This is a genomic window from Dysgonomonas sp. GY75 (assembly GCF_015234155.1).
In the GTDB taxonomy this organism is placed as follows: Bacteria; Bacteroidota; Bacteroidia; order Bacteroidales; family Dysgonomonadaceae; genus Dysgonomonas; species Dysgonomonas gadei.
In genome coordinates, this window is sequence record NZ_JADCLQ010000051.1 from 1 (window position 1) to 15,510 (window position 15,510).

The 15,510-nt window shown below is 38.9% G+C and carries 13 protein-coding genes; 9 read left to right on the top strand and 4 right to left on the bottom strand.

Annotation, left to right across the window (positions count from 1 at the left end; translation table 11 throughout):
• A partial coding sequence (locus IR083_RS24925) for a DUF4372 domain-containing protein (RefSeq protein ID WP_317174770.1) occupies positions 1–200 on the bottom strand: 200 nt, incomplete at its 3' end.
• A 176-nt stretch (positions 201–376) separates the two neighbouring features.
• A complete protein-coding gene (locus tag IR083_RS19110; protein ID WP_006798230.1) occupies positions 377–2,023 on the bottom strand; it encodes a diphosphate--fructose-6-phosphate 1-phosphotransferase in 1,647 nt (548 codons plus the stop codon).
• A 367-nt stretch (positions 2,024–2,390) separates the two neighbouring features.
• On the opposite strand from IR083_RS19110, the gene IR083_RS19115 reads away from it, so the two are divergent.
• The 5 genes from IR083_RS19115 to IR083_RS19135 all read left to right on the top strand — a co-directional run bounded on the left by IR083_RS19115 (position 2,391) and on the right by IR083_RS19135 (position 6,305).
• Positions 2,391–2,738 (top strand): DUF3836 domain-containing protein, encoded by a 348-nt coding sequence (locus IR083_RS19115; protein ID WP_006798231.1) that lies wholly within the window; start codon positions 2,391–2,393, stop codon positions 2,736–2,738.
• A gap of 278 nt (positions 2,739–3,016) precedes the next feature.
• A complete protein-coding gene (locus IR083_RS19120; protein WP_194225502.1) occupies positions 3,017–3,454 on the top strand; it encodes a hypothetical protein in 438 nt (145 codons plus the stop codon).
• A gap of 168 nt (positions 3,455–3,622) precedes the next feature.
• Positions 3,623–4,747 carry a PCMD domain-containing protein gene (locus IR083_RS19125; protein ID WP_006798233.1) on the top strand — a complete coding sequence of 375 codons (1,125 nt, stop codon included), beginning with the start codon at positions 3,623–3,625 and terminating at the stop codon, positions 4,745–4,747.
• 11 nt (positions 4,748–4,758) lie between these two features.
• Positions 4,759–5,523: a porin family protein gene (locus IR083_RS19130; protein WP_006798234.1), complete on the top strand. Its 765-nt coding sequence runs from the start codon at positions 4,759–4,761 to the stop codon at positions 5,521–5,523.
• 143 nt (positions 5,524–5,666) lie between these two features.
• The gene (locus IR083_RS19135) at positions 5,667–6,305 is read left to right on the top strand and encodes an HAD family hydrolase (RefSeq protein WP_006798235.1); all 639 of its coding nucleotides are present in this window, start codon (positions 5,667–5,669) and stop codon (positions 6,303–6,305) included.
• Here IR083_RS19135 and IR083_RS19140 read toward each other — a convergent pair.
• The gene (locus IR083_RS19140) at positions 6,289–6,810 is read right to left on the bottom strand and encodes an NUDIX hydrolase (RefSeq protein WP_194225503.1); all 522 of its coding nucleotides are present in this window, start codon (positions 6,808–6,810) and stop codon (positions 6,289–6,291) included. The two genes, IR083_RS19135 and IR083_RS19140, sit on opposite strands and share 17 nt — an antisense overlap.
• Before the next feature lie 7 nt (positions 6,811–6,817).
• Entirely contained in the window at positions 6,818–7,849 is a 1,032-nt protein-coding gene (locus IR083_RS19145) for a rhodanese-related sulfurtransferase (protein ID WP_194225504.1), read from the bottom strand.
• Between the two features lie 263 nt (positions 7,850–8,112).
• Here IR083_RS19145 and IR083_RS19150 point away from each other — a divergent pair, with 263 nt between their 5' ends.
• From IR083_RS19150 to IR083_RS19165, 4 genes are all read left to right on the top strand, one after another.
• Positions 8,113–9,438, top strand: a complete 1,326-nt coding sequence (locus IR083_RS19150) for a TolC family protein (protein ID WP_194225505.1) — start codon at positions 8,113–8,115, stop codon at positions 9,436–9,438.
• Between the two features lie 78 nt (positions 9,439–9,516).
• Complete coding sequence (locus IR083_RS19155; protein WP_006798239.1) at positions 9,517–10,767, top strand: efflux RND transporter periplasmic adaptor subunit; 1,251 nt, start codon at positions 9,517–9,519, stop codon at positions 10,765–10,767.
• A 7-nt stretch (positions 10,768–10,774) separates the two neighbouring features.
• On the top strand, positions 10,775–13,102 hold the full coding sequence (locus tag IR083_RS19160) for an ABC transporter permease (RefSeq protein WP_194225506.1): 2,328 nt from the start codon (positions 10,775–10,777) through the stop codon (positions 13,100–13,102).
• A 4-nt stretch (positions 13,103–13,106) separates the two neighbouring features.
• Complete coding sequence (locus IR083_RS19165) at positions 13,107–15,500, top strand: ABC transporter permease (protein WP_194225507.1); 2,394 nt, start codon at positions 13,107–13,109, stop codon at positions 15,498–15,500.
• Positions 15,501–15,510 lie beyond the last annotated feature (10 nt).

The window sequence follows — 15,510 nt, forward strand, 5'->3', positions numbered from 1 at the left end:
TTCCAACAAGTAAATGATTTTACATATTTATTGCCTTCGTATTTATCGACTAAACAATCAAAAGCTCTCTTGGGCAGAAATCTACATAATTGAGTAAAAACGTAATGTCCATTGTGCATTCCTACTATCATTTTGTTACTTCTAACAAAAATAGAGATTTGAAATGTACACGTAAAAAAAACGAATATTATTAATTGCATATCAAATAATTACATCGCTTGTTAATGTTTTTTAGTGGACACTAGTGTGTGCAATACGCCCCTACAAGCCTTCAATAAAGATTAAATAATTTAATGCATTTGTTCTAATATGCATGAATAAAACAAAAAGGCACGGAATTTCTTCCATGCCTTTCCTATATATATTGCGGGGTAAATTATTTACCTTGTTCCAGTTTTAATGTGATTGTAGGCTGGTCGCATACTTCAGTTGGTCCGAAGTATTGTATCGGTCCCGGATAAACAAATTCTGTACCCACAGCCCAAGCTTCACGATTTGCTACCAGATATTTGAACGGAGCACCATCGAGTTCAACAAGAGCTTTACGAATCACAGGCTTCATTTCACCATGACGGCGTTCCATGTTCATCATCATTGTCACAGGTACACCACCCGCTACCCATTCACTGGCCGGAGCTGTAGTGTTACGTACCGATGACATATATCCTGTTTTGCCTGCACCAATAAGGGCAGCAGCAGTATAACCCAAAGAATAACAATAGTCTGCATCATAATTTGACGGAGCAGCACAACGCCCTTCATATCCGAAGAAATGCACTTGCGATGCAAATTTACCGCTATATTTTCCTTCAGCTTTCATTTCAGCAAGTTTGTTACCTACCATTTCGGCCAGTAACTTTTCGGTTTCGATAAGAGAAACCTGTACATTGCCATGAGGGTCACGGTCGAGTGTCAACTGACGGGCAACGCCATCGGGAAGGCTTGCAAATACTTTCGCATTATCGGCGGATAAGTTCTTTCTGATATAAGCCAGTTGTTCATCTTTAGGCACTGCATTGAATTCGTCCTGATGATGCGCAAGGAAATCATTCAATTCTGAAATAAGCACTTTCATCGCCGGAATGAACTCGATAAGCCCTTCCGGGATAAGCACAGTACCAAAGTTATTACCATCGGCAGCACGGCGTGCCACAGCTTTAGCTATATCTGTCACAATATCGTCAAGGGATAGTTTTTTAGCTTCCACTTCTTCCGAAATGATACAGATATTAGGCTGTACCTGCAATGCACATTCAAGTGCAATGTGAGAAGCCGAACGACCCATCAACTTAATGAAGTGCCAGTATTTACGGGCAGAGTTACAGTCGCGCTGAATATTACCGATAACTTCGGCATATACTTTACATGCTGTATCGAAACCGAACGATGTTTCTATCATTTCGTTTTTAAGGTCGCCATCGATTGTCTTAGGACAGCCGATCACCTGTACCCCTGCATTGATAGCTTTGTAATATTCAGCCAATACACATGCATTTGTATTTGAATCATCACCACCAATAATAACCAGCGCTTTGATATCCAACTTTTTAAGAATTTCAAGACCTTTATCAAACTGTTCTTTCGATTCCAGTTTGGTACGTCCCGAACCTATGATATCAAAACCACCTGTATTGCGGTATTCATCAATAATTTCACCTGTAAGTTCTTTATAATCGTGGTCTACCAATCCGCCGGGTCCCATAAGGAAACCATAAAGGCGACTGCCTGAATTTAAGTTTTTGATTCCGTCGAACAGACCTGCAATTACATTATGTCCGCCGGGAGCCTGTCCTCCAGAGAGGATAACCCCTACATTGATAGCCGGATAGTTTGCTTTCTCTGAAGCTTCTACAAACTTAAGAGTAGGCATTCCATATGTATTAGGAAATAACTTCTTCACCTCTTCCTGGTCAGCTACCGATTGTGTTGCTGCACCTTCTTCAATTTTCACAGAACCATACAATGCTTTTGGCATTTTTGGTTTATAAGCAGCCCTGGCTACTTGTAAAGCACTTTTTACCATCGTTTTTTTATTGGTTTATATAGTTAAATTTATTCAGCTCTTTTTAAGGCTCGCAAATTTCGTCATTTTTTTTCAAATATGAAAGACTTTTCAACCCATATCTGCCCCATTTTTATACAATAAGCATTGTTTTTTTGATATAATCTTCTCTTTTGATGGATTTGCTTATCCTTTTATTATTTTTAGTTATATCCGATCATCAAAATATATCTTTTTGACAGTAAACATAACCAAAGAACCCAAATTATAGACGCAAAATATATCAAATTAACTATATTTAACTACATAATAATGACTATTTGATAATTTTTCTTTCTTCTATATAAGAAAACAATATATCTTTGCAGTACTAAATTAATTTTGAATCATGAAAACAAAAACTTTATTTTCGTTATTAGCTATTCTTTTCTTTTCTGCAAACATTTTTGCAGGCACTCCTGAAACCATCACATTTACTAATGTGGAACAGACTGAAGACGGGTGTGTGAAAGAATTTATATTTTGTGACAAAAACACAAACGCTCCATTGACAAAAACTACTTATGTCTATGATGCAACTAATCGTATGATGGAAAAAGCCACTTATGAATGGATGGGCGAAAAAGGATGGACAGGTGTTCAGAAGTATAAATATACTTACAATGCCGAAAATCAACCTCAGACTCCAACTATGATCAAGTGGGACAAGAAGTCTAACGATTGGGCCAAGAAATAAAAAAACTTCACTCACTACATATATAAAAGCCCTAAGACAAAGATTCTTTTAATAATTTAAGTTTAAAATTATTCCCGAATAGCTAAAGTGGATTATATGACGCCGCCCTTCTTAAATAAGAAGGGCGGCTTTTTTATGTACAACATTTTCATTTTACTCTCTTTTATATTTTATAATAGAATTTCTGTAACCTTTTTCTATCAATCTCGTCATATACATAGAAAGCGCTTATAAAAATATTCAATCAGTGTAAAACCAGTTTAACAAAAAGTACGATTATGAAAGCAAAAGTTTTAACATCAATAATAATATTCTTATTTCTATCAGTAGGTGTTTTTTCTCAAAATAAGAGAGATAGTGATGTAAAGATAAGTAAAGATGAGAGTGGATATACAACTAAAGAGTCAACTCAGTATCAACGGACAAAGGCTGTATCAAAAGTTATTTACCTATACGACCCTAGCGAGAAACTGGTAGAAAGGACAACTTATCTCTCAGAATATGGTACAAAGTGGATTCCCGCCCAAAAGTACAGATATGAATATACCAGTGATGGAAAAATAGCCAATATAATCCAGACAAAATGGAACCAAGAACAGAAGATGTGGGCTCGAAAGTCGCAATGTATAGCACATTCGTATGGCAATAAAGGGACTGTGATAAGGCAAATAACCATAGACACAAACAATGATAAGTTGCTGACTATGAAAGAATAATATTTACACAGGATATTCCCATAAACAAATAAGAGCTTTTCTCTCCATTTATGAGAAAAGCTCTTGTTATTTGCATAAAAGAAAGGTAATAGTAGCTTAATATTCAGATTTTGGGCAAAATGTTAACAGAAATATTTACCTTTGCATACTATTTTTTAATCGAAATGTATGAGATCTAAATCATTTTTAACCCTGAATATCATCATTGCCCTGACATTGAACTCATGTATTCAGGATGAACCTTTAAACAGAGAAGCTGACATCACAGATGTAAAAGTAGAAGGAAATACTTTTATTTCGAGTATTATATCCGACGCAAACGATCAAGTCCAAATATTTGTAACCAGTGATGCTGATCTAACAAATCTGGCTCCTGTAATCGAAGTTTCTCCGGGAGCGACCATTTCTCCGGCATCGGGAGTGGCAATGGACTTTAGTGAAGGTAAAGAATATACAGTTACTTCCGAAGATGGAAATTATTCGAAACGATATACTATCAATGTCAGCTCCAATATAGATTTGAAATACGATTTTGAAGACTGGGGTGAAGCTGGTGTAAGCAGCCGTAAATATCCCATATTATTATCCAATCATAATGCATGGAGCACAGGTAACTCCGGTGTTGCTATTGTTCTGAATGCAAATCCATATCCGACTGAAAAGACGACAGACTCTTATTCCGGAACATATGGAGCTAAATTACAAACCATTAAAGGACTGTATGTATCTATAACAAATATGAATATTCCTATATTTGCCGGTTCATTGTTCTTAGGCGAATTTAGCCCAAAATTAGAAGACCCCCTACTCTCCCTGAAACTGGGGCGGATGTATTCACAGGCAAATGGTAAACCTGTAACTTTCACAGGGTATTACAAATATACTCCGGGACCTGAATTCACGGATAAAGACGGCTATCCTGTTGCCGGAAAAGTAGATGAATGCAGCATATATGCCGTAATATTTAAAGTAAGTAAAAATGCGTCCGGACAGAATGAATATCTGGATGGCAGAACGGTGTCGACCTCTGACAAAATTATAGCCAGAGCTGATTGGAGTAGAGAAACAAGTCATATTACCGATGAAGAAGTGGATAAAGGATTCTACAAATTCACTATTCCATTTATATACAAAGAAAATGAAAAAGGGGAAAAAATCGATTTCGATTTCGAAAACAACAACTATAAACTGACAATCGTTTTATCTTCCAGTCAAGACGGTAACCTCTATGAGGGAGCAATAGGCAGTACATTGATTGTTGATGAACTGGAAATATTAACCGAAAGTTTTTAAAAAGGAAAAATATGAAATTGAGATCTTACAATATACTATTTGCTTTACTTCTTATATCAGCATTTTCGGCAAGTATATCCGCCCAGATACAGGATAAGAAACCGCTCGATTTGTCATTCCTCCTGGGATTTAATATTGGAGGTACAGCTCCGCTGCCTCTGCCTGCGGAAGTGAGAAAAATCGAAAGTTACAATCCCAAATTTAACCCGCAATTGGGATTCAATGTGGTATACAGCCTCGATGACAAATGGGGCATCGGTGCTGGCGCCACCCTCGACTGGAAAGGTATGAGAGTAAGGGACGAAGTGAAATATATGAAGACCAGTGTTGTCCTCACCGAAGATGGTAGCCGTCTCAGCGGTTATTTTGTAGGAAAGAATATGACCAATGTGGACATGACTTACCTCACCATACCTATCTATGGAACATACAATTTTAATAACAGATGGCAGGTACGTCTGGGTATATATGCAGCAAGAACACTGTCGTCCAAGTTTAACGGAAAAGTTTATGATGGCTATATGCGTATAGATACCCCTGTAGGCCAAAGGCAGGAAATAGATGGGGAGGGAGCCACATTCGACTTTAGCGATGATACCCGTGACTACGATTTCGGATTATTGGGCGGAGGCGAATTCCGGCTTACTAATCGTATCGGATTTTACGGAAGCGTTACTTGGGGGCTGGTTCCTTATTTTTATTCGGGAACAAACCCGATCGAATTCAAGATGCACAATATCTATGGTACAATAGGCATCACTTACAGATTGAAATAAAAATATACAATACTAATTACCGGGAGATGAATTCAAATTGAATTCATCTCCTTTTTTGTGGTTCATACCGCTTATTCATCCTCAGGTTGCTTATCAAAATATAAAGTCTTACCTTTGCATCGTAAAAAAACAACGATATAGACATGACTAAAATTTCAACGGTTCTTTTCGATTTCGACGGAGTTATTGCTGACACCGAACCTCAATATGATATCCATATCGAAGATTTGGGTGAAAGGTACAATCTGGGTATAGAAAACTTTGCTTTACAGGTGAAAGGTACGACTTCACCCGATATACTGAAAAAGTATTTCAGCCACTTATCTCAGGAAGAACAAGACAAGATAGCTCAAGAACTGGAAGATTTTGAACTCAACATGGATTTCCCGTTGGTTGACGGCGTGATGGACTTTATCAAATACCTGAAAGATAACAACTACAAAACAGGTATAGTCACCAGCTCCCAGGACTTCAAAATGAAAAGGGCACTCGATATTCTTCAATTATCCGATACGTTCGATGTAGTAGTCACTGCCGCGCGTATCACCGAAGGAAAACCTAACCCGATGTGCTACAAACTGGCAGCTCAAGACCTGAATTCTTCCCCGGCAGAATGTATCGTATTCGAAGACTCACTGCATGGCATACGGGCTGGTCAGGATGCGGGAATGAAAGTAATCGGACTGTCGACTACTATACCGCACGAAGTATTGATAGAAAGGACAGAGAATGTTGTTCCAAATTTTTCTGATATGCAGCAGATTATCAAATATCTGAACTGATTCCGCTCAGTCCTTTGTTCAGAAACTTAATAAAATCCAGTTCAAAGTTTGTCGTAAAAATATCTTTACCCAAATTGGACTGGATTTCTTCTATCTTCCAGAAGCGCCCGTCCGACAGTTCTTCCCTGTTTAAAATAAAATCACCATTATATATCGTATAGAAACAATAACTCAGTTCCCGTTCCCTCTCCGTTTCTATAATATATTTTGTGATAAATATCGGCTCTATATCCGAAAGGCCTAATTCTTCCCGGGCTTCGCGCCAAGCTGCCATATACGGCATTTCATCCAAATCTATATGTCCGGCAACCGACGAATCCCATTTGTTGGGCTGTACATCTTTTGTCGGGGAACGCTTTTGCAGATACAAATCCCCTTCCGAATTGAATATATGCAAGTGAATAACAGGGTGTAAAAGCTTCGAACCATCGTGGCAGACACTGCGCGGTGCCTGTCCGATTATATTGCCTGTTTCGTCAACAAGCGGAAAAATTTCTTCCGGCATAATTATATTAGTCTTTGAACAAAAGGCTTTTCGAGCGTCCTTTCTTAAAGATCATAGTACCATTTCTGATGCCCTTTCGTATCACCTTTTGCTGTTCATCTGGCAAAGATACAATATCCTTACAAGCATCACAGCAGCAGCCTTTCATTTTTTCCGCACATTCATCACATTGGATGAACAGCAGGTGGCATCCGTCATTCTCACAGTTGGTATGTGTATCGCAGGGTTTTCCACACTGATGGCAATGAGCGATTATGTCTTCTGTGATACGTTCCCCCAGACGGTTATCGAACACAAAATTCTTACCTGTAAACTTCGATTCCAGCCCTTCCGCTTTTACCTGACGGGTATATTCGATAATACCGCCTTCGAGCTGATAAACATTCTTGAATCCCTGATGTTTGAAGTACGCACTGGCTTTCTCGCAACGAATACCGCCTGTACAATACATTAACAGCTTTTTATTGTCTTTATAGTCTTTCAGTTGCTCGTGTATGATAGGCAGTGAGTCACGAAATGTATCCACATCAGGAGTCATAGCTCCTGCAAAATGCCCTATTTCGCTTTCATAATGGTTCCGCATATCTATTACAATAGCATCCGGATCATCCATCATGCTGTTAAATTCTTTTGCCTTCAGGTGTATGCCTATATCAGTGGGATCGAAAGAATTATCATTCAGCCCGTCGGCCACAATCTTATCCCTTACTTTTATCTTGAGTTTCAGAAAAGATTTGTTATCATGCTCTACAGCTACATTCAGCCGTATTCCTTTCATAAACGGATATGTATCCAGGAAATCCTTAAAAGCTTCCATATTAGCAGCCGGTAATGATAACTGGGCATTGATGCCTTCCTTTGCCACATAGATGCGCCCAAGGACATCCAATTCATCCCAACGGATATACAATTCGTCTCTGAACTGCTGCGGATTCTGTATGTGTGCATATGTATAGAAAGACAAAGTCAATCGTTGAAGCCCTGCATCATCAATGAGTTTAGCTCTTTCTTCTGCGCTTAATGTATTATATAATTGCATTTTATATAAATATTAATTTAGAATAATTACAAATAAAAAGGCAAAGATATACAGGATACAACTAATAGTACCAATTTTCCATATCAATAGTATTTATACGACATAGATGAAGAAACCTTAGTCTATTGTAATAAAATTTGACAAACACTGTAAAATTATTTTACACTTTTTAAATATCCAAAAATACAGAAACAATTACACATCAGACAATTATCCACTTTGGCACGACTTTCGTTCTTAAATATTAAAAATGCAATAAAATTATGAAATATATAATCTTCACTATTGCCCTCTTTATAGGTCTTATAACTAATGCCCAGGAAAAGAAATGGACACTGGACGAGTGTATGCGGTATGCAATAGAAAACAGCCCCAAAAAGAACAAACAAGATGCTCAAAACAGCATCTACCACCAAAATTTTCTGGAAGCTGTGGGGAAACTTATACCATCTTTGAGTGCAAATACCAATGCATCGTTCAATTTTGGACGCGGACTGGATTCTGAAACGAATACATACACCGATATCAATTCCTTCAGTAACAATTACAGCCTTTACTCGTCACTTGTATTATTCGATGGCTTTTCGAATATTAATAAAATGAAAATGCAAAAGGTGAACAAACTGATGGGTAAACAGCAATTGCAGCAGACTAAAGATGCAATAGCTTACGAAACCATGGAGGCATTTATCAATGTCGCATATTCTATGGATATGGTAAAACTGGCTGAACAACAACTTGAAGAAAGCACAGCTAACGTAAAGCAAGTCAAACGGATGGAAGAACTCGGGATGAAAGGCGCGGCAGATGTAGCCGAACTTGTTGCCAAAGAGGCTACCGATAATTATAACCTGACACGCCAGAAGAATCTTTTGGTAATAGGCATTATTGTATTAAAAGAAAAAATGAATTTTCCTATCGAAGACGATATAGAAATAAGCAATACTGTTTCAGATGAACTAATAACAAAGACTGAAGAAACTGCGCTCTCCATTTTTGAAAATGCAAAGTCTGTCAATCCGAAAGCGATAGCAGCCGAATCTGCATTTCAAGCCCAACAATTAGCTTATAAGGCGGCAAAAGGAAGCTTCTCGCCCACTCTGTCTATGGAAGCCGGTATTTCTACGAATTTTTCCCGTTATATGGACGGCAGTGAATATTCTTCATTCAAAGACCAAATGAGGGACAAACGCGGGCATTATATCGGATTCTCTCTTTCTATTCCTATATTCTCAGGCTTCTCACGTTCTGCTCAGGTAAAAAGAAGTAAGGCTCAAACAGTCATAGCGCGTAATGAACGCGACGAAACCCTGCGCACACTATATAGTGAGGTAGAACAGGCCATTGCCGATATGAACGGGCTGGCCGACGAGTTTTACCAGGCAAAAAAACAAACTGATGCCATGACCGTCGCCCATAATGTAAATCAACGCAAATTTACAGAAGGACTCATTAGTGCGATAGAATTGTATACCAGCTCTAACCGCCTGTTACAGGCAAAAGTAGATGAGTTGAATGCTCGCCTGAAATATGAGTTGAAGCATCGTCTGGTAGATTATTACAAAGGCACTCCATTCATCACTGAATAATGCAAATGAAGGAATATGTGTATTTTGAATTAAATTATAAGCGAAGCCAAATTTTGAAATTTTGAAATAATAAATCATATGGATATTAAAATAGAAAAGAAAAAAGGAATACAGAAAAAGCATATACCTTTCATTGCCGGAGGTATCTTTTTACTTGCTGTTATCGGTTGGTTCATATTTGGTAATCATGCATCAAAACTGAATATAGAAAAAGACAAGGTTACTATACAGGAATCTACTAAAGGTATGTTTAACGATTATGTCCGCATTCCCGGACAGGTACAACCTATCAATACAATTTTTCTGAGCGCCATAGAAGGAGGTATGGTGGCAGAGAAGCTGATAGAAGAAGGATCGGATGTACATCAGGGAGACGTTATAATCCGTCTGACAAACCCCATGCTGAGCCTTTACATACTCGATAGTGAGGCACAACTGGCCGAAAAGCAAAATTTTCTTCGTAATACACAGGTATCGATGGAACAGGAAAGACTCAGTCTGAAAAAAGAAAAACTACAACTCGATATGGATGTAGAGCGCAAAAAGAGAAAGTATGAACAGTACAAGCAACTATATTCCGAAAAACTGACATCAAAAGAAGAATATCTTCAGGCTAAAGAAGATTACGACTTTGCTGTGGACGGGCGGGTATTGATTGTAGAACGTCAGAAGCAGGATTCTTTATATCGCGGTATTCAGGTAGACCAAATGGAAGAAAGTTTGCACAATATCCGTAAGAACCTCGTGCTGGTACGTCAACGCGTGGATAATCTGAATGTTAAAGCCCCTGTGGATGGACAATTAGGAGTGCTGGACGTAGAAATAGGACAAACCGTCGCTTCCGGTGAGCGTATAGGCCAGATCAGCGTCTTATCCGATTATAAGGTAGAAGCCATGATTGACGAACATTATATAGATAGGGTAAAACCGGGATTGGACGCTACATTTGAACGTCAGAACAAAGATTTTGCCCTGCGTGTAAGGAAAGTATATCCGGAAGTACGGGATAAACAGTTCAAAACCGATTTTGTATTCGAAGGAGAACGTCCCGACAATATCCGTGCAGGACAAACATATTATATAAATCTCCAGTTAGGGCAACCAGCCGAAGCTATATTGATACCACGTGGCCCATTCTATCAGACGACCGGAGGACAATGGATATTCGTTGTTGTACCGGATGGCAGCAAGGCTGTAAGACGTAAAATAACAATAGGCCGTCAAAACCCGAATTATTATGAGGTAACAAGCGGTCTGGAATCCGGCGAAAAAGTGATTACATCTGCTTATGACAGCTACGGTGATATACAGGAACTGATACTAAAGTAAAAGCACTATGAATATATTAAGGTCTTACAAACGTACCCGCTATTTTTTATGGGTGAATATAACAGGGCTGGCCATTGGTCTGGCAGCATCTATCATGCTACTCTTGTTCATCATAAATGAACTGAGCTATGATAAACATCTGGCAAATAAAGAGCGTATTCTCAATATGGTAACTATGCTGGAAGAGAATGGCAATACCCACACATACGGTATAACCCTTCGCAAAGCGTACCGGGAATTGCCATCAAAAGTACCGGGAATTGAAGCAGCTACACAAATATATGATGCCGGCAATGTAGAGGTTATCAACAAAGACGAACATTTCCAGAACCTGAGACAAGTATATGCTGACCCTGAATTTTTCACTGTTTTCCCGATGAAATTCATAGAAGGAACTCCTCAGGCTGCATTAGAAAATATGAAATCGCTGGTTCTCACCCGGTCAAAAGCAGAAGCCATGTTCGGCAGTACAAGTGCAGCCTTTGGAAAAACGCTTAAAATCGGAGAAGACGAAGTTATTGTATCAGCCGTAGTTGAAGAATTGCCTAAGAATACACATTTTACCTTCGATGTATTAGGGAGGATACCTCAATATATGGAAGAGTTTGGTGGTCTGGAATTTGTCGTGTATTATCTGATAAAACCGGATGTCTCGACAACAGATGTTTCAGCAGCCATTGAAAAAGAATATAGTTCGGAACTGGAACCTTGGGCGTCTTACTTCAATGGCAAAGCTCACGGTACTATACAGAATGTAACCGATATATACATGCATTCGTTATCTGCAGACCGGTTCTGGAAACAAGGCAGCATGACTTTTATCTGGCTATTGTCGGGGCTGGCTCTGTTTATCCTCATTCTAGCCATTACGAACTTTATCAACCTCTTTATGGCACAGGGCGAAACACGCTTGAATGAAATAGGGATACGCAAAACGAACGGAGCCCGTATAGAAGATATTATCAGACTATTTTTCAGGGAAGTTTCTGTCATTGTATTTGGTGCGTTCGTTATCGGGTTTATTCTGGCTGTGATATGTACACCATACTTCGCCGATCTGATAAGAAAGGATATAGACCTTATACAATTGGTAAACCCTTTATTTATTCTGTGTATTATAGCGCTTTTCATTATTACGGTTATACTGTCGGCATTTTACCCGGCATTTTATCTTAGCCGTTTTAGTCCGCTGGACATCCTGGGTAAGCGGATCAAATTATCGAAACGCAGGCTAAATACGATTGTCGTAGTCATACAGTCTATTATTACTATCATACTTATTTCCTTTATATTAGTTATCGATAAACAAAGTAATTACCTGCAAAATATTCCGTTGGGATATAATCCCGACAAAGTAGTAAGTTTCCCTACAACAAGAGCTATAACAGAAAGCTATGAAGCCGTAAAACAAGAACTACTCACTCTGCCTGAAGTAAAAATGGTAAGTGGTGCCCATCACACAGTCGGTGTTGGAGGCAGTGGACAGGGTATTGCACTGTTGGACAATAAAGAGAAAAGTTTTTCGATAAACGAATACAGAATAAGAGCCGGATTGTGCGAACTAATGGGATTTCAGCTACTTGAAGGAGAGTTCTACAGAGAAGAGACACCCGATAGCATCCGCCAGATAATAGTCAATGAAGCCGCAATAAAAATGCTGGGACTCGATTATCCGGTTACAGGCAAACAGGTCGACTATAAAGGAATAGCGGAAATCGTAGGAGTTGTAAAGGATTTCTATTACGACAACCCGGCCAGTACGGTGCAGCCGATAGTGCTCAGCCGTATCAGATGGGGAGGCCAGATTTATATAAAATTCGATGAAAATGTAAGCAGAAACAAAGCGGAAGAGATAACCCAGAACACCCTGCGGAAATTCGATCCCAACTTCTATCTTAATCCAAAGTGGAGTAAAGATATTTATGACCAGAAATTCAATACCATCAAGACACAGACGAAAGTGATAGCTATAAGTTCATTCCTTTCTATTCTCATTGCTACATTAGGATTGATAGCTATGCACCTGTACACGACCATGCGGCGGATAAAAGAAATCGGGATACGAAGGGTAAACGGAGCCGATAAAGCAAGCATTTTCACATTGCTCAGCCGCGATATCGTTATCTGGATTTGTGTAGCGGGAGTTATTGCCGTGCCTGTAGTTTATTATTACGCAATCGACTGGCTCAATAATTATACAAACCACACATCTCTCGGCTGGAGTATATTTGTATTTCCTGTACTGATCCAATGTGTTATAGCTATTTCAGTGACCTCGTTGGTTAGCCTTAGGGTATTGTCACGGAATCCTATAGAAGCATTAAAAACAGAATGAAAAGATGAAAGCCATATTCAGTAATTTTATTTACACATTCAAAAAATACAGGGTATCGGGTATCCTTAATATACTCGGACTGACCGCCGCCTTTGCTGCATTCCTTATCATTGCCATTCAGGTAAACTTTGAGTATAGTTTCGAAAAGTGCCATTCCAATGCAGGCAGGATATACAGGGTGGAAGGTACCAACTTCAAAACCGGCGAAGACTGGACTATTCATTCACGCCCATTTACGGCTGCCGTAATAGCGTCTTCGCCGCATATTATCGCCGGTACACTTATCAATCCTTATATAGACGAATTCTACGTCACTGTCGATGAAGGGAATATACAAAGAGGATTTAAAGAAGCTTTTACTACCTGCAATACAGGTATAGTAAAGATGTTCGACTTCAAGATGCTCGAAGGTCAGGCTGATTGCCTGAATAACCCTGAAAATGTAATGATTCCGAAAAGTATTGCCCGTAAAATGTTTGGTGACAAACAAGCGGTAGGTAAGCAACTCAACCTGACCGGAAGTTTGTGGTCAAAACAGGACAAAGGATTCCTGATTATCGGCGGTGTATTCGAAGATTTCCCGGATAATACGCAACTGAAAAATTGCATTCACACAGCGATAGCAGAAAATTATGCGATAAGCGACTGGGGCAGTTCCAATTATTTCTGTTATATCCTGCTCGATAACAATGTATCCCCGCAGGAAATAGCTGATAATTTTAATAAGAACTTCGATTTCACCAAAACGTTTAATGAGCACAATGAAATAGGTATAAAGCTGACTCCACTCCCGGCTATTTATTTTCAAAATAGTGATCCTTCGGGCAAGTTAGTAAAAAGCGGGAGTGAAACTACACCCCTGTTGCTAATTACTATCGGCATCATCATTATAGTTATAGCCATTATTAATTATACGAACTTTAATATGGCGTTGTCCCCGATGCGTATGCGTAGTATAAACACGAGGAAAATATTGGGAAGTACCAATACATCCCTCCGGTTGGGTATTATTACGGAAGGTATCATCATGAGCCTGATATCTTTTATACTGGCCATCCTTGTTACTTTTATTCTGGACGGGAGCAATGCCTTGCCTTTTATACGTGCCGATATAAATCCGGCGAATAATATCTTCCCGGCTCTGATTACAGGACTGATTGCCATTATAGCAGGAACAATTGCAAGCATACGCCCTGCATTTTATATGACATCTTATTCTCCGGCTTTGGCTTTGAAAGGAAATTTCGGACTCTCACCTTCGGGCAAGAAGCTACGGACTATATTGATCGGGTTTCAATTTCTGATGTCTATTATACTCATTATAACTTCATTTTTTGTCTATAAACAAAATCTGTTTATGCAAAAATATACACTGGGATATAATACTGATAACATAGCCATCGTAGAACTGCCTCAGAGTATTGCCTGGAAAGAGAAAAATTCTTTTACTGCCGCGTTGAAAGACAATCCCGCCATAGTAGACGTCGCTTTCTCCCATCAGAAGTTCGGAGCTTCCGATAATTACCGTACATGGGGTGCGAAATATAAAGATGAAAGTATCGGTTTTTATTCATTGTCCGTATCATGGAATTTTCTCGACGTTATGGACATAAAGGTCAGGGAAGGCAGAATGCCTGATGAATCGGTAAAGAATGATTCTGTTGTATCATATATCATAAACAGTAACCTGCAAAAAAAATATGATATAAAGCCGGGTGAAATTATCGATGTGGAATGGATCAGAACTCATGAAAAAAACAATGAAGGACGAGTGCTGGGTATAACAGACGACGTAAAGTTCAGGTCATTGCGCAACCAATCGGAAGATATGGCCTTTGTTTTCAATGATGGTAACCTACAGTCTTATTCCTATATACGCATAAAAGCGGGTGCGGATATAAGGCAGGCTGTATCATATATTGAGAAAACCATTTCAGACTTCGATCCTGCATATCCTATTAAAATAGAGTTTTACGATCAGGTGTTCGACAGCTTATACAAACAGGAAATAAGTACAGAAGCTACAATAAGCATGTTCAGCATACTAGCTATTATCATATCCATTGTCGGCGTATTCGGTATAGCCATGTTCGAGTGTGAATACAAGCGTAAAGAAATAGGTGTACGGAAGATATTGGGGTCTGATGAAATCGAAATACTTACTCTTTTGAATAAGAACTACCTATTGATTTTCATTATATGCTTCATCATATCTGTTCCTGTCAGTTATTATATACTAAATCGCTGGCTGGAGAATTTTACATATAAAACTCCACTGGACTGGTGGGGATTTATCTTAGCCGGTATTCCGGTATTACTTATCATTATACTGACAGTCAGCTGGCAAAGTTGGCGAGCCGCAACGGTTAATCCAGTTGACTCATTAAAAAACGAATAATCTTTTTGAC